The following is an 18,969-nucleotide window of genomic DNA, read 5'->3' as shown; positions in this document are numbered from 1 at the left end:
ACAACCGCCGTATTCATAAATTCTCAGGCTAATACACAAAGTCTGATAAATCAGACTGGGTATGGGTTTTAGTGCGTTTTAACGTACTTTGTATATTAGCCTTGAAATTTATTTCTCTGCGAGAAAGCCTTCGGCTTACAAGGTGGGTTTTGGGGCTAATCAAGAATGGTGCAAGATATCAGATGAATAGGACTAAAAAAACAATCATTTTCAATCAAAAATGAGTAATAGCACTGTAACCCGACATCTTTTTTATAGGGATTTTACATCCAATATCTGAACAAATATAGAGATATTCGGGGAAGGTACAATTACAACTTAGATTATTACTGAAGTTCTTTAATCTTCGCTAGCGCTTGCTGATATTCATTTTTCTTTCCTTCTCGATTATAGAGTTCTGCTGCTATTTGCAAATCTTTACGCGCACCTTGATTATCTTTAAGTTTTATTCTGGTTAGTCCTCGCTGGTAGTAGACTTTGGCAAATTTAGCATCAATATCGGTGGTAGCAAGTTCTATTCTAGTAAGGTTGAAATCCAATTTGTTATTGCCAGAACGAGCTACTCTTACAGATAATTTTGTACCTGCTTTGCCGCGTAGTAAGTCAACAACTTGTTTTAAACTCATGTTTTTCGTTGATTTACCATCAACTACCAAAATTTGGTCTCCAACTTTTATTCCTTGTTTCTGAGCGGAATAATTATCTTTAACTTGAGTAACTGTAGCAACTTTTGTTTTGGAATTAATTTCTACATTAATGCCAATAACCCCATCAAATTTTTCAGTATGCAGAATTTGATTGTAGTTTTCGACTGCTGCTTGATAATTATTTAGTTGAGTAAGTGTTTGTCCCCGGTAGTAATAAGAATCGGAATCATCGGGTTTAAGACGGATTACTTCATTAAAATCAGCCAGTGCGTTTTCATAGTCTTTCTGTGCAAACCTGACTACTCCGCGGGCTTTAATCGCATCAATATTTTTCGGGTTAAGACTGATAAATTTATTTAAATCGGTAATTGCACCATTAAAGTCTTTTTGTTCTATTCTAATAACTAAAAGTTTTTTGATCGCATCACTATCTTTAGGGTTGAGGCGAACAGCTTCAGTGTAATCAGCAATTGCTCCTTTGTAATCTTTGAGTTGCGAGCGTATATCCGCACGCTTTTTCAAATAATCAACTTTTTCCGGTTCAAAAAGTACAGCTTCGTTGAAATCAGCCAGCGCCCCTTTTAAGTCTCCTTGTTGAGAACGGAGATTACCTCGAGTAGAATAAACATAGCCTTTCATGAATTCTGGATTTAAGCGAACGGCCTCATCTAAATTAGCCATAGCTCTTTTTGAATCTCCATTAGCCACAAGTGCAAAAGCACGAACTAAGTACATCCAAGCATCAGGATTTCGACTATTTGCAAAAGCTAAATTTGCGATATCTAAAGCTTCTGTAAAATTCCCTTGAGATAATAAAATTAAGCTTCTAAATGTATTGGCACTAACATCTTTAGAATCAATTTTTACCAATTGCTCAAAGGAAGATAGCGCCTCTGGATATTGATCCAAATGGAACAAAGTAAAACCACGAATGCGCCAAGCTGGTGTAAATTTCGGTTCAATACTTATCGCTTTCTCAAAATCTTTTAAGGACTTTTTATCCAGACCATTCATCAAACCACGCAAATACCAAGCCTGATAAAAATCCGGTTTATTTTGAATAGCGCGATCAACAGCTTTAATTGCTTCTGATTCACTACCATTACTGAGAAAAACTTCCCAGCCATAATTCAACCAATCAATAGCATCAGCATTATCTCCGAGTTTTTTTACTTGCAGTAAAGCTTGCCGAATGTCATTCCGCTCTTTTTTAGTCAGTGCTGGTGGTACAGAAGTCTCTACTCTCAACACAGAAGTGATTCCCACCTGCTGTGCCCAACTCACAAATTTGCTCATGGGGATACCCAGACTAAAACCTAATGGAATCAAACGATTTCTACCAGCTTTATCTTTGATTTCTTGTTTTTCTGCTTTGCCATGTATACCAATAACACGCCCACGAGTATCTAATACCGGGCCACCACTCATACCTTTATGAGTCATATTGGTATAAAACAAACTATAACCGTATTCTAAGGATAAAGGATTCTTAGCCAGAAAAAGTCCGAGTTCTTTAGGTGTTAAAAATCCAGCAGTAAACTCACGTTGTGGACTACTGCTGTTGCTTTCAGAACCAATCCATCCAGAAATAAATACAAATCCGATATTTTGACCTTGCTGATAATCGGCTAAGGTTGCAACATCGTAAGTTTGGTTACTATTAAACTCTAGTAAAGCTAAATCTGAACCTGGAGCAGTTTTGACGCTATTATCATTAACCTGAATTGGGTAACTTCGATTATCGTGAGTTACCAATGACAAAACCCTGCGATCGCACTTGACATCTTCACGAATCACATGTTCGGCTGTCAGCACTGTATAGGTATTTTGTTTTTTAGCAATAATCACTCCCGAACCGCTACATTCAGGGGAATTCGGTACATCAATTCGCACCGTTATTTTTTCGGCTATATTGTTAACTTCATTAGCAATTGGTGGCAGCTTGGAAACCGGAACTTGAGCTTTTGTTGAATCACTTTTTGAAGCAAGGCTAGTAGCAGTGAGAATCGGAATTCCCCAACTATAACGGCTCATTAAATCTCGTCTGGCTTCGGTTGGATTTGAGCCGTCTTCGTATACATAAGGGTTTCCCCATAAGGGATGAGCATGAATACCATTTATACCAATTAACTGTCCGTAACGATTCAGTATTGGACCACCGCTCATACCTTTGCGTATGTCATTGTCATACCCAATCTGATAGCCTTCTTTCAAAGCACGTTCGGCTATCAACAAAACTTGTCCTGTAGTCAAAACAAAGCCCTGAGTTTCAGAAGGATTTGTCTCAAAAGGAAACCCACCGGCATATATAGTTTCATTTATAGCTACAGTAGCTAAATTGCCTAATTCAGCTACCTTGTATTTCTCGTTGCTGCTGAACTGTAGCTGAATTAAATCTTTTCCCTGAAAATCAACTCCTTGAACCACCTTGCCACGGTGAGTTTTACCGTCAGATGTTTGTAATTTAATCGGCTTTCCTGGTTCTAAAACATGCCTATTAGTAAGAACTGTATAAACTCCACCCGATTTTTTCAGTAAAATACCGGAGCCACCGTTATTCCCCGATGAAACTTTAACAGTAATTGATTGAGCTAATTGTTTAATTTGTTGAGGAGATAATTGGGGAGTAGGCTGTTGAGCAGAAACTTTTCCATGAGAAATGCTTAAACTTTCAGCCATCGGCAACATTAATAAACTACCCATACAGGCAATTAAAGCCAATGATTGACGAAAATATGTACGATGTGGTTTCATGTTGCGTCTACCCCAAAATATTTTACCTGTATTTCTAGAAAACGATTAGAACTGAATCTTTATTTCGTTTGAGATTCAGCCGTCAACAAGCGTTGCATATCGATATAAACCCCAGAAGAATTTCCAGATTGAAAAACTCCACCATCACCAGCGCGATATCCAACATTTATAAGTTGTTGAAGTACTGAACTAGCTTCTCGATGGGATTTAAGAGTAAACAAAATTTGACTGCAAGGGCCACCATATTGACTGGTAGCACATATTACAGGTTGTCCCCGATGAACCCCAGATGTAAGGTAATTGAGAATTCCACTTTTATAGGCGCTCTGAAATTTAGGAGATATAACTTCACATCGCATTTTAGGAGTGTAGCCACCTAACTTTTTAACCCAGTAAATTACAGGGATTCGTCTGTTGTTGTAATTCCTTGCAAATGTAGTCCAATTACCATTCTTACTCTGACCACAAAAATAGGTTTTTTTAGGTTGAGCTTGAGCAACGGTAGATGGACTAACGGCAGAAAATACACCCAGAGTAATCATTCCTGTTGTTAAAGCCTGGAAAATCGATCGGATTTTCATAACTTACGGATAGGTAATAGATACTATGAAGTAATACAAGCCATAGTTATTATTTACGAAAATAAAATAATTTGAATCAGATGTTACAAAAATTTTTAATAATTGATGAATTACTCAATTTCAAACGAATGAATCATTCTCTGAGCAATGTCTAAATACTGCGAATATTTATTTATATTTGCCGTGTAAGTAATTACATAAGCCTTGTTATTTTTCACCGTCCAAATTTGCAATCTTTGAATATTATTTTCGTTATCTTTGGTAGTATAAATTACTTGATAAGCTGGTTGATTATTAAGTTCTGTTTTTCCTTGCTGAATAATTTCAGCATCTGGATAAACTTGCTTGATATCATCTAAATAAGAATTAGTAAATTGCTTTAGTTCTTGCCTATTTTCAGGTAAATCCCGGACAATTAAATTAATGTTTTCTGGATATGTATCTGTATCTGCCATCGGTGGCATAAATTTCGCCAAATTACCAGTAATTCTGTCTGGAGTTACAGATTTTTGCCATTTTTGAGGATATTTAATACTTATTCCGTAAAGAGTGTTTTGATAAATGTCTAAATCATTACGCGGTATTAAAAACAACCAACTTCCTATGAAAGTGACTAAAGCAATAGCTGCTAAACCAACAAAAGTTTTTAGCTGAATTGATTTAGTAACCGAATAAGCAGGTGTAATATTTTGTAGCGCTTCTAAAGCTTCACTTGCCGATGGGTATCTTTCTTGAGGGTGATACCTAACCATTTTTTTCAAAACTTTAGCTAACTTTGGACTCACCTGCTTTTGTTCATCGCAGATAATTTCATTAGTCACACTATCTTTCGCTATGTGAGTAACTGGTAAACCTGTAAGTGCTTGAATTCCGATTATTCCCACAGCATAAATATCACTACATAGCCTGGGTTCACCTTGACTTTGTTCGCTGGGCATATAGCCACAGGTGCCAATTCCGATTGTTCGTCCGCCAGAACTTACAGTATGGGAACTTATCTGTTTAACTGCTCCAAAATCAACCAAAAAAATCTTACCGTCATGACGACGACGAATCAAATTAGAGGGTTTGATATCGCGATGAATAACATTATTTTGGTGGACAAACTGCAATACCTCTAAAACATCTAACAATAAAGCAATTACATCCTGCTCATTCCACTGCTTATTGCGGGTAATTTCACTACTTAAATCCTTTCCAGCAACATACTCCTGCACCAAATAAAATTCTTCTTCTTCCTCAAAATGCGCTAGCAGTCGAGGAATTTGGTTATGATTGCCTAAACGGTTAAGAGTTTTGGCTTCATTTTCAAATAGTCGTCGTGCATGGAATAAGCTATTGGCATCTGTAACTAAAGGTGAGAAATGTTTAACAACACATCTATCTTTGTCAGGTAGCTTTCTATCAATAGCGAGATAAGTAGTACCGAAACCGCCTTGTCCCAGTTTGCTAATTATTTCATAGCGCCCGTCTAGGATTTTACCTATCATCTGACTCACAAGTGTCTTCGATTAATCTGAATTTTGACATAAAAACTGGTAAGTACCTATTATGAGTCAGAATTTGTAAATCAATTATTCTTGTCAATAAGTCAAAAGATATAAATAAATGCTGGAAAAAATCCAGTTAGTAGGTTGGTTAGGCGCACGAAGTTAGTAGGTTGGGTTAGGCGCGCGAAGAATAATGGTTTTCAACTCAAAATTAATATTGCGCCGTAACCCAACATCTTTTCTATTGATATTGTGAATTCGGCAAATGTTGGGTTACGACACGAATAACATAAATGTATCGTCACAAATTGAAATTATTGTTCGTGTCTAATCCAACCTACAACTTGAGAAAGATATTTTGATTTATCCTGCATTGGGTAATGTTGGGTTACGACACGAATAACATAAATCCGAGTCACAAATTGAAATTATTGTTCATGATGAACAAAGCTTTGAGAAGTGCATGGGAAGAATTTCAGTACATGATTTCTCAAATAGATAATCAAGACAATGGAATAACCATATTTAAATGTATACAAACTTGGTATCTTGATAATAAAAAACTTTTGTCACCGCGTCTAATAGAAGAATATGGATTAGAAGAGTTAATCAATATCGATACCGCATATTATCCACTCGAAAAATCGGAATGCACTTCAGAAGAAATTAAACGTTTTTTAAAACTACAGCCTTCTAGCGAAGAATGTATGATTGTGTGGTTGAGGGATATATTGTGGGAGCTTGTTGTTTTATCAGTAGATATCGAATGCAAAAATTGTGGAAAATTAGAGATGTCAGCTTTGTTTAATATAAAAACAGAAAATGTATTTTTTGAATGTACCCAATGTGGTTGGGTAAAAACAATTGACGGATATTCAGATGAATCTATAAAAACTATACGATTGGCTACAAATCAAGATTTAAAAATTGCTGGATTAATATAAAGCTAATTTTATGGTTCGTAGTAAGCGATTTATCGCTTAGTTTTGCGAAGACGGGGTTAAAAGGACTGAAGTCTTTACTAGAAACAAAAATTTATTCAAAATCAAAATGAATAATTCACGTTTAACAAAAGTCAGCAAATACCTCAGCAAACATTTACGTCATCAACCAGAAAGAATCGGTATTAAATTAGCTGCCGGTGGTTGGGTTGAGGTTGATGAATTATTAGAAGCTTGTAGAAAGAACAAATTTCCTGTCACCCGCGCCGATTTAGAAGAAGTTGTTGCTAACAATGATAAAAAACGCTTTTCTTTTGATTCTACCGGTACTAAAATTCGAGCAAATCAAGGGCACAGTGTAGAAGTTGATTTGCAGTTATTGCCATCCGTTCCTCCCGACGTACTTTATCACGGTACCGGACATAAAACGGTAGGAGTAATTATGGCAAACGGGCTTTCTAAAATGTCCCGGCATCACGTACATTTATCTTTTGATATTGGTACGGCTAAAAAAGTTGGTGCAAGACATGGGAAAGCTGTAGTTTTTGCAGTTGATGCCGCAAAAATGTATGAAGCGGGTTTCGTTTTCTACTGTTCCGATAACGGAGTGTGGTTGACGGATAATGTACCAGCGCAATATTTGAAGGTTATTAATTAGGAATTTAGGGGACTTTTTTTGAGGGGGGAGATGGGGAAGAGGGGGAAGAGGGGGTAGAAATATTTGTAGTCATAAAAATTTTTAGTGGGAGAATCTTGCTCCCTAATTGTTCTCAGTTCCCAATTGCCAATTACCAATTACCAATCCCCCATGCCCCATGCCCTATTCCCAATTACCAATTCTTCATTAAAGATTCAGCAATCCTTTCTGCTGCACCAGGTTTACCCATGCGCCGCTTACCGTTGTTGGCTATCATATGCAGTCTATCGGGGTTGTTAAAGAGGTTTGTGATTTGGGAAGCAACATCGCTGGGTTGTTTGACTAAAATCACAGAGGAACCCAACAGACGAGTTTGGGCTTCGGCGAAGAGGGGGGTAAATTGAGGTCCTTCTCCAGGTATGATAATGGCTGGTTTTCCTAAACCTACGAATTGTTCGGTTGCCGTGCCTGCCATCGCGATCGCAATATCTCCGAGATGCAAGCAGTCATTATAAGCAGTTTGAGACAAAATTAAAAAAGCATTTTTATGCTTAAGTGTTAATGCCCGATTGTCAGGAATGTTAATGGGGGAATCTTCGTTTGGTACAATATTCCAGCCTTGATTTTTCAGAGTTTTGGCTAAGATATTGCAGTCTAAACCAGGAGCAATACCCGCTAAAAATACGATGTTGCCTGAAGTGTGTCCAATAAAATCTTGTTCGCGGAAAGTTGCTATTAATGCTGAAACTGCAACTGTAATTTTTTCCCAATTTTTATAAGCTTCGGGAATGCGAGAACCTGGTAAGAGAGCAATTGCTAAAGGACGCTCTATTTCTTGTTTTCGAGTATCGCTGGCATAAAATCTTTTTTGTGGAAAGCTTGGCTCTAAACCATCCATCATCGGGTTGCCTAAATCAAAAGCGGGAATTTTCCACTGTTTTAATATTTCTGTAGTTAAGGAATCTCTAGGAAATACAGCTTGACAGCGCTGGCGACTCATCAACCATCTTTCCCAAGGTAAGTAAACCGAACCACTCCAGCCTTCCCAACGTGCGGCTTGGGTATCTCGTTTCAACCATCCGGTTTCATCTCGCAAATAGTATTCCGATTTTGCCGTACCTACAAAAGCATATTTAGAACCGCTTAGCCAAGCAAATAATAAAGGTACGATATCCCCTACAGCCAAAATTTTTGGTGAATAGCCAGATTTCTTCTGAGTTTTAACCCAGCGACGAATAGCTTTAAATTGATTTAGGGTTAGTTTTAGCAAACCACTACGTACATCTTTGCTTAGTTGCCGAGCATCTTGGTAAATAAAGCCACCACTAGGCATCGAGCGTACCGAACCAATTACGGGAATATCTAATTTTTGGTAAGCATGTCCTTCACCAACTAAAGGTAAAGCAAAAATTTCTGGCGATGAGTCTTGCTGCTGCAATTCCCGTAAAATGCGGACTGCAATTACATCTTCCCCATGCCCGTTGCTCAATACCAATAACCGTAAATTAGAGGTTGTGGCTTGTGATTTTTTAGTAAAGGTGAGAGGTGATATTTCACTCATGAGAAACAAAAGTTTTTGATTGGCTGTCTCAGAAGGCAAGAGGGATATATAAAGTTACAAATAAACCTTTATTTACTGAAAGTTAGTGTTATCCCCGTTGGCGAACCCGATTCTCAAAACTCATTATCAAAATACAGTCTAACTTTCAGTTATTCAGGCTAAATATTATGCGAATTTCTTCTGCTGCAATTTTTACTTTAGCTGCATTAGCGGCTACCAATATTGATAATAAGGCAACTGCTGCAAATGATTCGACTCCCCTATCCGAGGAGCAAAAAGCTGAAAACATTGTAGTTCCAGTAATCGAGGATACCCCCGCACCAGAACAGGCGATCGCTCAACCGGAAACTTTGCCAGTTCAACAGTTTTCATCAGTTAGCAGCGTTAGCGATAGCGTATCCCGCGGGGACATGCAGTTATCAGTTAACAGTAAACAGTTACCAGTAAACAGTAAAGGGGTAGAATCGCAAAAACAAGAGAATATAAAACAAAAACAAATAGTAATAAAAAATTCTCCTGCTCCCTTGCGCTCTCCATCTCCGACTCCCCCTCTTCCTCCTTCTGGGACTCCTGTAAAACCCAAAAGTGATTTCGTAGTTCCTGCTACCAACGTGCAGATAGTGGGGGTTAGTCCAGAGTTACAGCAAGTAATTAAAGGTGTAATTAAGACTCAACCGGGAGCAGATACCAGTCAAACTCAGCTAAAACAAGATGTAGCGGCAATTTCAGAAACCGGTTTGTTTGCAGGTGCAACTGTCAACAGCCGCAGTAACGAGCAAGGTTTGAGCGTAGTCTTTCAAGCAAAACCCGTAGTAGTACGTTCGCTACAATTATCTAATGCCAAAGCGCTTTCCTATCAGGTTGCTCAAAAGGTTTTTCAATCGCAAATTGGCAAGCCTATTAGTCCAGTGGCAATGAAAAAAGCTGTAGAAGATATTAATAAGTGGTATACCGAAAATAACTATAGTTTGGCGCGGGTAACTTCAATTAAGCCCAACTCTCAAGGGGTATTAGATATTAATGTGGCTGAAGGCTTGATTGGTAATATTAAATTTCGTTTTATTAATGATGATAATAAGACGGTTGATAAAAAAGGTAAACCAATAGAAGGACGTACTAAACCAGAATTTATTACAAAGCAAATACAGGTTAAATCCGGTCAAATATTCAAAGAAAATCGAGTTAGACAGGACGTACAGCGGTTATACGCAACTGGATTATTTGAAAGAGTTAATCTAGAACTTGAAGGCGATGCGAATAAAGTTGATGTAGTTTACTACATTAAGGAAGCTGGAGCGCGCTCTGTAAATGTTGGTGGTAATTACAGTGCCGACCAAGGAATTGTTGGTACTTTAAACTACAATGACCGAAATGTTGGTGGTATCAACGAAAATCTAAATGTTAATCTTCAGCTTTCTCGACGGGATTTAAACTTTGATACTAGATTCACCAGCCCTTATCGAGCTAACAATCCCAACCGTCTTGGTTACAGTCTTAATGCTTTTCGCAAACGCCAACTTTCTAATACCTTTAATGATGATATTAAGCTGGCAAATGACGATAAAGTCCGAGAAGGAAAGTTTGGTGGTAGCGTAACTCTCCAACGCCCCATTGATGGATGGAATACCACTTTAGGATTTAACTATACTCGCGTTAGTATTACCGACAGTAAAGGAAAAGTTCAAGCGGTTGATGCTCAAAATAATCCTTTAACCAAAAGCGGTACTGGTATTGATGATTTAGCGACTGTATCTTTAAATGCTGTAAAAGACCGTCGTAATAATCCTTTTAATCCTACTAAGGGTTCTGTTGTCAAGTTAAGCACAGAACAATCCCTTCCCTTCGGACAAGGAGAAATTTCTATGAACCGTTTGAAGGCTGACTATACCCAATATGTACCGGTCAAATTATTTAAATCTTCTCAAACTCAAGTATTTGCTCTCAACGTTCAAGCTGGTACGGTTCTTGGAGATTTACCGCCTTATGAAAGTTTCGGCTTAGGCGGTTCTAATTCCGTTCGCGGATATGGTGCTGGTGATGTTGGGAACGGTCGCTCCTACGTATTAGCTTCGGCTGAATATCGCTTTCCTATGCCTATTTTAGATTCTTTGGGAGGAGTACTATTTGCTGACTTTGCTACAGATTTAGGCTCTGGGGATACAGTCGTGGGAGATCCGGCAGGAGTACGCAACAAACCTGGTGAAGGATTCGGTTATGGTGCTGGAGTGCGCTTAAATTCTCCTTTGGGTTTAATTCGTGCAGACTATGGTGTTAACAATCAAGGAGATACCAGGGTACATTTTGGTATCGGTCATCGGTTTTAACAGTTAACAGTTATCAGTTATCAATGACAATTGTAGAGACGCAGTTTAAGGCTATCGCCTCGCTCTGCTAAAGTAGCCTTCCCAATAGGGCATGATATCGCGTCTTGTTTGTGCATCCAGTGCTGGTTAAAAATTTGATAGCTGAGAAACGCCTCAAAAAGAGTATACTTTCTAGCCTAAGAATGGTATAATATTGCTCTAATTTTATTTATTTTCTAATTCTCAAAATATTTAGTTAGGTAGCATCTACTCAGAACCGCATGTGAGCCATGAAGCAAATATTAGCTATAGTTAACTAAACCGCGCTAAATATTTTTTATTGCTTATAAAGTATTTTTCACTGCTGGTTACTTTTACTTACCTCAAAATAGAATATTAAAGATTAATATGCAATTATGAAAAGCAATAAATAAAAAAAATAACATTAACGTATTATTTATTACTGAATTTCAGCTTTAGTTTCGAGATTACCTAGGTAGCATGCTAGTCTTAGTCTAAAATTGGAAATTATATTGCCCGCGCCCAATTGTTAAATCCCAAAGTTAAATCACTATGCTAACTGGTAAAACCTTACAGGGTGGTAAATATACTATCAACCAGGAAATTGGAAGGGGTGGTTTTGGTATTACCTACAAAGCAACTCATCATTTCTTGCATCAGGAAGTGGTGATTAAAACCCTTAACCATAAACTCCAAAAGCATCCGGATTTCGCTAAATTTGAACGTCAATTTCAGGATGAGGCTAGAAGATTAGCCAGTTGCGTTCATCCCAATATCGTAAGAGTCAGCGATTTTTTTATAGAAGCTGATTTTCCTTACATGGTTATGGAGTATATTCCTGGTGAAACCTTGGGCGAAGCATTTGTAATGCCGGGAATTCCTTTACCTGAAGATCAAGCAATTCATTATATTCGTCAAATTGGTGCGGCTTTGGGAGCAGTACATTTAAAAGGTTTACTGCATCGAGATGTTAAGCCAGATAACATTATTCTTCGTCAAAACACCAATGAAGTAATTTTGATTGATTTTGGGATTGCGCGGGAATTTAACGCTGGGGCAAGGCAAAACCACACGGGGATGGTATCTGAAGGATACTCCCCAATGGAACAATATTTAACAAAGGCAAAGCGATCGGCAGCTACAGATGTGTACGGTTTAGCATCTACGCTCTACGCATTATTAACGGCACAAGTACCAATGCCGGTATTGTTGCGAGATAAAGAGAAAATGCCTTCTCCTCGCGAGCTACAACCCCATTTGAGCGCTGCTGTGAATCAAGCTGTAATGCGCGGTATGGCTGTAGAAGCGCGTTTTCGTCCGCAAACGGTGGCGGAATGGTTGGATTTATTACCGGATATGACAAGAAGAACTGTAATTCAACCAGTACCAACTCATGCGGTGCCAACTATTGATTTATCTACCCAGGAATACGAGGCAAATGTACCACCTCAAGCAGTAGCGGTAATGAATCCTCATGTGCCATCGACGCAAGTAAATTCAGAACAAACAAACGGCGAAGTAAAAGAACCCTGGTTTAAAAAGATGCCTTCACCAAGGGTGCTAATTGGTACTGGCGTAGCAATTTTTGGTGTTACATTGGGTTTTGGTCTTACTAAGATTGCTTCTACTGCCGAAAGACAGCCTAAAGTGGCACCTGCTTTAGAAAAACCAGTTAATGAAACTGCCGCAGAAATACTCCCGAGTGTAGAATTACCATACCCTTCACCTTCGGCTTCACCTTCAACTTCACCTACACCCCAGGAAACTGAAGCTGCAAAGGAAGTGAAAACACCTCCGGTAAATAAAACTACAAAGCCAAGAAGGATTAGAAGAAGAGCTAGAACTAAAACCAGATCCGCCGCTGCCAGTTATACTCCAAAACAGCGCAGACGCAGTAACTCTAGTAAAAAATCCTCGACTAGAAAATCCTCTTCACCTTCTAAAGTGACTGAGAAGAAATCAACCCCAACAACTTCAAAAAAATCAACTTCAAGTCAATCAACTTCGCGTCAATCAACAAAGCGCAGCTATCCGAAGAAAACTAATACCTCTTCAGGTGCATCGCAAAGACGGCGCAACACTACGAGCAAACCCAAAAGAAATTCAATTCCACCCAAAAAAGTAGTTCCTTCACCGTCTTTAGTAGAGAGACTTAGAAAAGTAAGAGATTCCCGTAGCAATAGTTCATCCCCTAAAAATAGTGTTAAATTGAAACCCGCCAAAAAACCAAACAAACCAGTTATTGTACCAGCAAAACCAGCTGCACAATCAAGAAATTCTAATCCTCCAGCAGTGGTAGTACCAACTCAACAGCAATAGTTAATATGGCATTGCTGAATTGAAGTATGAATTTATCTTTCTTATATTTACTAGCCTCCTAAATCCCCCAATATTGGGGGACTTTAAAATATATTTCTCCCTCATAATTGGGGGTTGGGAGGATATTCATATTTTTAATCAGAACTTCTTAATAACTGGAGTTTAGACTAAAGCTCGTGACCGCGTAGCGGTCACGGCGCACAAAAAATGGTATAAAAAATAGGGAAATGCTTGTGGTAAAACAAGCACCTCCCGACGGAAGATGAGAAAAGCACTACCAAATCTCAACTTTCGTTATGGATGTTTTTGCACATTTAAGGGAATTCCGTCAAGCTGCGTACAAATGTTTGTGTAAAGCAAAAGATGCAACATTTGAATTAACGGACTCAGTGCTGCTCACAAGGAATGCATATAGTTTGGCAGATTTATCTCTATGCCCAATATTATGCCTTCGGCACGCTTCGCTAACGCCGAAAATGGTCAAGCATCTATGAAGCATTGCAAGATACAAAAGTCCAACGAAATAAATTAATGGGACTATACATCAAAAATATACCAAGCCAAGAACGTATTATTCTTGCCGGAGACCATACTGCATGGTCAAGACCAAACGCACCAACGTTAAAAGAGAGGACTTATGAACATCATACCCAAAGTGGAATCGGAGGTCGCCCAGTAACAGCAGGATACGGTTACAGTACACTTGTATGGGTTCCAGAAGAAGAAGGAAGTTGGGCATTACCATTGCGACATGAGAGGATAACTAGTTGGGAGAACCCGATTAATAAAGCGGTATGGCAACTCCAACAAGTATGCCCGCAATTACCATCTCGACCTTTAACGTTATGGGATATTGAATACGGATGTGCGCCATTTGTAATCAAAACGGCTGACATTAATGCTGATAAATTAATGCGTTTACGCTCAAATTTATGTTTATGGGGAGAACCACCTTCATATTCAGGTAGAGGTAAGCCAAGAGTTCATGGAGGTAAATTCAAACTTAACGATTCAACAACTTGGTCAGAAGCAGCACAAACAATAGAAGAAAAAGATTCCCAAGTTGGGTATGTAAAAATTAAGGTTTGGCACAACTTACATTTCCGTGAAGTCTGCCGTGGGGAGGCTCCCCACGGCGAGCTTCACGTAAATCTCCCCTTCATCCCATGACTGTTATACTCGTAGAACGTCTTAATCCAGATGGTTCTAAACGTGTATCAAGACCGATGTGGTTAGCATTTGTTGGTTCCAAAATGCCGCCAATAAATGAACTTTGGAAATTTTATTTACGCCGTTTTGCAGTTGACCACTGGTATCGTTTTATTAAACAAAGACTACATTGGACTCTTCCAAAATTATCAACACCACAACAGTGTGATAAATGGAGTGACTTGATGCCGTTAATGACCTGGGAGCTATGGCTCGCTCGTGATATTGTTAGTGACAATCCCCTCCCTTGGCAAAAAACAACAATCAAATTAACTCCCGGAAGAGTTGCCCAGGCGATGCCTGGGATTTTAGTCCACATTTCTACACCTGCCAAACCTCCAAAAGTACGCGGTAAATCACCTGGCTGGAAAAAGGGAAAACCTCGTAAGCGTAGAATCAGGTATCCAATGGTTAAAAAGAGTACTCCAAAGCCACCTAAAAAAACAGAACAATCTGCTGTTTAACTGATTTTTGAAATTTTGTAGCTTGATACTTGTTAACTCAGTGTAACTGAGTCATTTTGTGATTTTTAGTCTAAACTCCAGTAATAAATTAAGCCCCATGCTGCGCGTATTTATCTTAAGGTACAGGTTGTGGAATATCCTTGCCCGCCCAAATACATAGCATAGATACTTCTTACTGCTAACGCGCTTATCAGATTTCGTATAAAAATTTCTTTTTTCCCAGTTTTTCCCCTCTTCCAAACATAGGTAATCTACTACTGGGAAAGAAGTAACTTTACCTCCAAGTTCCTACAGCTTTAGAAAGAGCCAGTTTTTTTTCTATTTGTTCTATTGCAGCTTGCCAAACTTCATAACCGTTTAAACTTAAATGCAAGCCATCAGTAGTCAAATCTTGTCGTAAATCGCCTTTAAAATCAGCAAACCATTTATGTATGTTTACGTAATTAACTTTTTCTTCTTTGGCAATACGTGCTAATTGCGTGTTGAGATTGCGAATGCGGTTGTTAGAGATTTTGGGACGACGGGTTGGTAAGATTGATTGGATAACAATATAGCTATTAGGATGAGTAATTTTTAAACGACGAACTATTCGACGATGATTGCTCAAAATAACTTTATCTGACGTACCTTTTCTCAAATCATTAATGCCAGCCATAATATAAATAACTTCTGGCTTTGTAGAAGAAAATGCTGATATTCTTCTAAGTATTCCAGTGGAAGTATCGCCAGATATACCTTGATTTAACCATAGCTTTCCACTAGGAAGTCCATTTGTGGGGAACCATAAACTTAAGGAATCTCCCAACATGATACTCAAGCGGTTGTTTCCTTGCCCTTTAGTCATGGCTCTTGCTTCTAGGGCTAATAATCTTTTCCAATCTTGGTATGTTAATTTAGGCTTTCTTCTAGTTATTAGCAACGACTGCAACTTTTCCTTAGCTAAGCGCGTGTAAATATAACCAGCTTTAAGAGCAGCTAATCTTTCATGATAAAGTTGGCTTCCAGAAATTAATCTTCTTCTTATGGGTGCAGGAGGATTATAAGAGGATTGTGCTGGTGGTGAAAAGTTCTGAGATACTGAGTCTGAAGCAGAGGCTGTATCTTCTAGTTTTGTTTTTTGCCAGCCATTTTTCCTATTTAGTAAAAGCTGATAGTGTTCCGGGTTGATTGCTGATAGCTGTGTAAAAGCCGATTTAGGTAACGTCAATCCGATTAACAAGCTTGCTGCCACTAAATAAAATTTTCTCATATATTTTTCTTCCCCCCTGAATTGTTCAAATAAAGGCTTTAGCTTGCTTAGTTGACTAAAATTTAGGTGAAAACTAAATTATTGTTTTTATTATTTTTAAATACATCTTATAGCCATGTAAAGCGACTTTTTACTGGATTCATTAAATTTTCTACAAAGATATTTCGGTATATTCGGAGACTTGATAAAGTTTTTACATTTACGTGCCGGGGTTCAGCAAATCTACATAAGTATACCCAGAAAAATTTTAGCTGTGCTTTAAAAGTTGTCATTAAAAAGCGCAGTCACCGCAACTGCGAATAAATACAAGAGTTACTTAAGCCCATTTTTTACAGGTTTAAGTATAGATAAATGTTTGTAATAATAAGATTTTACGTTATTTTAGGCTGAGACCGATGATATTTAATCAATCTCTTCATCGCCGAATCTATGTTTACTCCCGATCAAATAATTTTCATCGATCTCAAACGACACCCAACGACGCTGTAAAGTTTCCGCAACAAAGCCTGTAGTATTAGAGCCAGCAAAGGGGTCTAAAACAGTATCATTTTCATCTGTTAAAAATTTAATGAAGAACTCCGCAAAACCACGTGGAAAACGTGCCGGATGAGGTTTGATTCCTGCTTTTTTGCAGCGTCGCATATAGGCACTGTTTGATTCGGTGTTACCTATTTTTAAAAAGTTCTGTGGTTCTAGAAAATTGGGAGGAATTGCTCCCTTGTTATCCTTTTGAAATTTATCAGAAATGTCATGTCCACTGGGACGTAGTTTTGCTTCATAGCCTTTTTCAAGCAAATTTTTCATGCTCTTACTGTAAGGCTTTAACACTTTTGTATTATCAGCTTTAGGGTAAGGCGTTTTCGATAACCACCAAACCATGTTTACTGAATCCTTTACACGAATTCGCTTAACAGTTACCCATTCAGCTGGAGTCGGTAATCGAGCTGGATTGTAGTGGTATAATTCTTGAGCAAGATGAAACCCAACTGTTTTGCATAACTTTAGCAAAAGTTCATATTGATAGAGACTCCTAACAGGCAAACCTGGGCGATAAGCGCCACCCAAATCTAGGATAAAAGAGCCGTCATCGGTAAGAACTCTTTTAAATTCGTATGCAAAAGGTAAAAACCATTCTATATATTTATCCGCACTTTCATTCCCATATTCTTTTTGACGTGTCAGTGCAAAAGGAGGTGAAGTAACTATTAAATTTATACTGTTGTCATTTAGATTTTTAATCAATTGCAAACTATTACCCAAATATGCTTTGCCAAAATTTTGGGAATAGTATGGTGCAAACTTAATTACTTTCGTTTTTCTGCGTTTAATGGATGGTTGTTGCAAGGTTTTAACTATAAGAAGTTATTTTCAACCTTATATTTATAACTTCTTTTCAACGTTATATTCATACTATATTAATGCAATTTAATTAATTGACTTGCTAGCGAATTTCTGAAGGATGCGCTGACTAGGATGAGCAGAGAGGCTCACTAGCTTATTTACAAGAGCTACAGGGAATAGTGCCGAATCATACATATCACAATGCAACGCTTCTACGTTCGCTAGTATGATTTGTAAATTTGGTAGGTCTTTATCAGTAGGAGTCTTTTTTAATTCTTTCACTGGTAATGAAACAACGTGCATCTGTCCACTACTAGTTTTAAAAATAACTTTATGACCATAATTGCTAGTAGATGCATATGGGGTGTTAGGATCTCCGGGTCCGGGTAAAATATACCGATAAATATATTCATCTGTTAAAACAAGAGCAGTTCCAGGATTCAAGGTTTTTTGGATGTCACAAGCATGATCTACAAATGCACCGCTTTTTTCCAAACCTGCTAAAAGAATATTTTGTTTATTTAAAAGCCAGTTTATAAGGTCGCGCATTGGTTTATGTAAACCAGCAGTTTGACCAAAAAAGCCTAATGAACCGTCTTTGATGAAAAGTATTTTTTTAAGTATGTCTGGCTGAGTATTAAGTAATTGACGGATTAAATGAATAATGATGATATGTTCAATCGTATTCACTAAATAGCCTAGTATCCCCGTTGCTCCTGTTTCTTCATCAATAACTTCATGTAAACGAAAAATATCAGTAAGGTGAATTCTACCTCCTGTCTCCGGACAAGGAAAAGTATATTGCCTATCCATATCTTGCTCAAAGAGCATAACAGAGTTTCCATCTTGGGTAAGAGGATTAGTGGCTAAAAGCCATTTTTTATCTTCTTTGTTTCTTTGACCTCCTTTATAACGGCGAAAAACAAACCAAGCCAAAGTATCTATTAAACTTTTATTTTCGTCTAATGTATTTTTTGTAAAAAACTCAAAAATGGTTTTAAGAACACTGCTTTTGAGTGTATTCTCATCTTTAAGTCGGATATTTTTAGTAGGTAAAGCTAACTTAATTCGGCTAATCTTTTTAAGTTTAGCCATATCTTCTGGTGCTATAAATGCACTTTTATCAACTTGTTCTAAATCCTCCTGTTTGAAAAATAATGCACCAAATTGTAGAAAGTGCATCGTGCGAGAGGGGAAATTTTTTTCTAAAATAGCTTCTGTATAACCCCCATCAACAGCAATAATAGCTTCTACAGGATTAGTATCAGGTGGAATAAATTTGACACTTAAGTCTGTTAAAGGAATATTTTCTACAGGAGGCGGTTGATAAATACGCTCCATTAATCCCTTTACTTCTGGGTCATTGATGATGTGATGGTGCGAAGCTTTACTTGCAGTTTCAAAAGGACGGCGATTATTTTTGCTGTTATAGCCCATATGCTTTTTCAGGTA

13 protein-coding genes are annotated in these 18,969 nt (G+C 38.0%); 6 read left to right on the top strand and 7 right to left on the bottom strand.

Features of this window, described 5'->3' with window-relative positions:
• Positions 1-326: 326 nt before the first annotated feature.
• From RIV7116_RS28140 to RIV7116_RS28130, 3 genes are all read right to left on the bottom strand, one after another.
• Positions 327-3,401 carry a serine protease gene (locus RIV7116_RS28140; RefSeq protein WP_015121728.1) on the bottom strand — a complete coding sequence of 1,025 codons (3,075 nt, stop codon included), beginning with the start codon at positions 3,399-3,401 and terminating at the stop codon, positions 327-329.
• Between the two features lie 59 nt (positions 3,402-3,460).
• Positions 3,461-3,982, bottom strand: a complete 522-nt coding sequence (locus tag RIV7116_RS28135; RefSeq protein WP_015121727.1) for a COP23 domain-containing protein — start codon at positions 3,980-3,982, stop codon at positions 3,461-3,463.
• Positions 3,983-4,092: 110 nt separating this feature from the next.
• A complete protein-coding gene (locus tag RIV7116_RS28130) occupies positions 4,093-5,472 on the bottom strand; it encodes a serine/threonine-protein kinase (RefSeq protein ID WP_015121726.1) in 1,380 nt (459 codons plus the stop codon).
• A gap of 437 nt (positions 5,473-5,909) precedes the next feature.
• Here RIV7116_RS28130 and RIV7116_RS28125 point away from each other — a divergent pair, with 437 nt between their 5' ends.
• Positions 5,910-6,416 (top strand): hypothetical protein, encoded by a 507-nt coding sequence (locus tag RIV7116_RS28125; RefSeq protein WP_157229342.1) that lies wholly within the window; start codon positions 5,910-5,912, stop codon positions 6,414-6,416.
• A 106-nt stretch (positions 6,417-6,522) separates the two neighbouring features.
• Positions 6,523-7,071, top strand: coding sequence for an RNA 2'-phosphotransferase (locus RIV7116_RS28120; RefSeq protein ID WP_015121724.1), 549 nt, complete (start codon positions 6,523-6,525; stop codon positions 7,069-7,071).
• A 172-nt stretch (positions 7,072-7,243) separates the two neighbouring features.
• On the opposite strand, the gene RIV7116_RS28115 is transcribed toward RIV7116_RS28120, so the two are convergent.
• A complete protein-coding gene (locus RIV7116_RS28115; RefSeq protein WP_015121723.1) occupies positions 7,244-8,611 on the bottom strand; it encodes a lipid-A-disaccharide synthase-related protein in 1,368 nt (455 codons plus the stop codon).
• Positions 8,612-8,778: 167 nt separating this feature from the next.
• Here RIV7116_RS28115 and RIV7116_RS28110 point away from each other — a divergent pair, with 167 nt between their 5' ends.
• The 4 genes from RIV7116_RS28110 to RIV7116_RS37245 all read left to right on the top strand — a co-directional run bounded on the left by RIV7116_RS28110 (position 8,779) and on the right by RIV7116_RS37245 (position 14,927).
• Positions 8,779-10,935: a BamA/TamA family outer membrane protein gene (locus tag RIV7116_RS28110; protein WP_015121722.1), complete on the top strand. Its 2,157-nt coding sequence runs from the start codon at positions 8,779-8,781 to the stop codon at positions 10,933-10,935.
• A 552-nt stretch (positions 10,936-11,487) separates the two neighbouring features.
• Positions 11,488-13,254 carry a serine/threonine-protein kinase gene (locus RIV7116_RS28105; protein WP_015121721.1) on the top strand — a complete coding sequence of 589 codons (1,767 nt, stop codon included), beginning with the start codon at positions 11,488-11,490 and terminating at the stop codon, positions 13,252-13,254.
• 531 nt (positions 13,255-13,785) lie between these two features.
• On the top strand, positions 13,786-14,424 hold the full coding sequence (locus tag RIV7116_RS37250; protein WP_044290725.1) for a transposase: 639 nt from the start codon (positions 13,786-13,788) through the stop codon (positions 14,422-14,424).
• Positions 14,421-14,927, top strand: a complete 507-nt coding sequence (locus RIV7116_RS37245; RefSeq protein ID WP_232435730.1) for a hypothetical protein — start codon at positions 14,421-14,423, stop codon at positions 14,925-14,927. Before RIV7116_RS37250 ends, RIV7116_RS37245 begins: the two co-directional genes overlap by 4 nt.
• Before the next feature lie 274 nt (positions 14,928-15,201).
• Here the strand turns inward: RIV7116_RS37245 and RIV7116_RS28090 are convergent, their stop codons facing one another.
• The 3 genes from RIV7116_RS28090 to RIV7116_RS28080 form a co-directional block, all read right to left on the bottom strand.
• Positions 15,202-16,176 carry an SGNH/GDSL hydrolase family protein gene (locus tag RIV7116_RS28090; RefSeq protein ID WP_015121720.1) on the bottom strand — a complete coding sequence of 325 codons (975 nt, stop codon included), beginning with the start codon at positions 16,174-16,176 and terminating at the stop codon, positions 15,202-15,204.
• Positions 16,177-16,578: 402 nt separating this feature from the next.
• A complete protein-coding gene (locus RIV7116_RS28085) occupies positions 16,579-17,520 on the bottom strand; it encodes a site-specific DNA-methyltransferase (protein ID WP_015121719.1) in 942 nt (313 codons plus the stop codon).
• 81 nt (positions 17,521-17,601) lie between these two features.
• Positions 17,602-18,954: a NurA domain-containing protein gene (locus RIV7116_RS28080; RefSeq protein WP_015121718.1), complete on the bottom strand. Its 1,353-nt coding sequence runs from the start codon at positions 18,952-18,954 to the stop codon at positions 17,602-17,604.
• Positions 18,955-18,969 lie beyond the last annotated feature (15 nt).

The organism is Rivularia sp. PCC 7116 (assembly GCF_000316665.1).
Taxonomy (GTDB): domain Bacteria; phylum Cyanobacteriota; class Cyanobacteriia; order Cyanobacteriales; family Nostocaceae; genus Rivularia.
Note: the sequence above shows the minus strand (reverse complement) of the source record. Positions and strands in the feature narration are given on the sequence as shown.

What these genes read in the sequence shown, in the direction of transcription:
- RIV7116_RS28140 (WP_015121728.1), bottom strand. Translation starts at nt 3,401, where the DNA reads ATGAAACCACATCGTACATATTTTCGTCAATCATTGGCTTTAATTGCC.
- RIV7116_RS28135 (WP_015121727.1), bottom strand. Translation starts at nt 3,982, where the DNA reads ATGAAAATCCGATCGATTTTCCAGGCTTTAACAACAGGAATGATTACT.
- RIV7116_RS28130 (WP_015121726.1), bottom strand. Translation starts at nt 5,472, where the DNA reads ATGATAGGTAAAATCCTAGACGGGCGCTATGAAATAATTAGCAAACTG.
- RIV7116_RS28125 (WP_157229342.1), top strand. Translation starts at nt 5,910, where the DNA reads ATGATGAACAAAGCTTTGAGAAGTGCATGGGAAGAATTTCAGTACATG.
- RIV7116_RS28120 (WP_015121724.1), top strand. Translation starts at nt 6,523, where the DNA reads ATGAATAATTCACGTTTAACAAAAGTCAGCAAATACCTCAGCAAACAT.
- RIV7116_RS28115 (WP_015121723.1), bottom strand. Translation starts at nt 8,611, where the DNA reads ATGAGTGAAATATCACCTCTCACCTTTACTAAAAAATCACAAGCCACA.
- RIV7116_RS28110 (WP_015121722.1), top strand. Translation starts at nt 8,779, where the DNA reads ATGCGAATTTCTTCTGCTGCAATTTTTACTTTAGCTGCATTAGCGGCT.
- RIV7116_RS28105 (WP_015121721.1), top strand. Translation starts at nt 11,488, where the DNA reads ATGCTAACTGGTAAAACCTTACAGGGTGGTAAATATACTATCAACCAG.
- RIV7116_RS37250 (WP_044290725.1), top strand. Translation starts at nt 13,786, where the DNA reads ATGGGACTATACATCAAAAATATACCAAGCCAAGAACGTATTATTCTT.
- RIV7116_RS37245 (WP_232435730.1), top strand. Translation starts at nt 14,421, where the DNA reads ATGACTGTTATACTCGTAGAACGTCTTAATCCAGATGGTTCTAAACGT.
- RIV7116_RS28090 (WP_015121720.1), bottom strand. Translation starts at nt 16,176, where the DNA reads ATGAGAAAATTTTATTTAGTGGCAGCAAGCTTGTTAATCGGATTGACG.
- RIV7116_RS28080 (WP_015121718.1), bottom strand. Translation starts at nt 18,954, where the DNA reads ATGGGCTATAACAGCAAAAATAATCGCCGTCCTTTTGAAACTGCAAGT.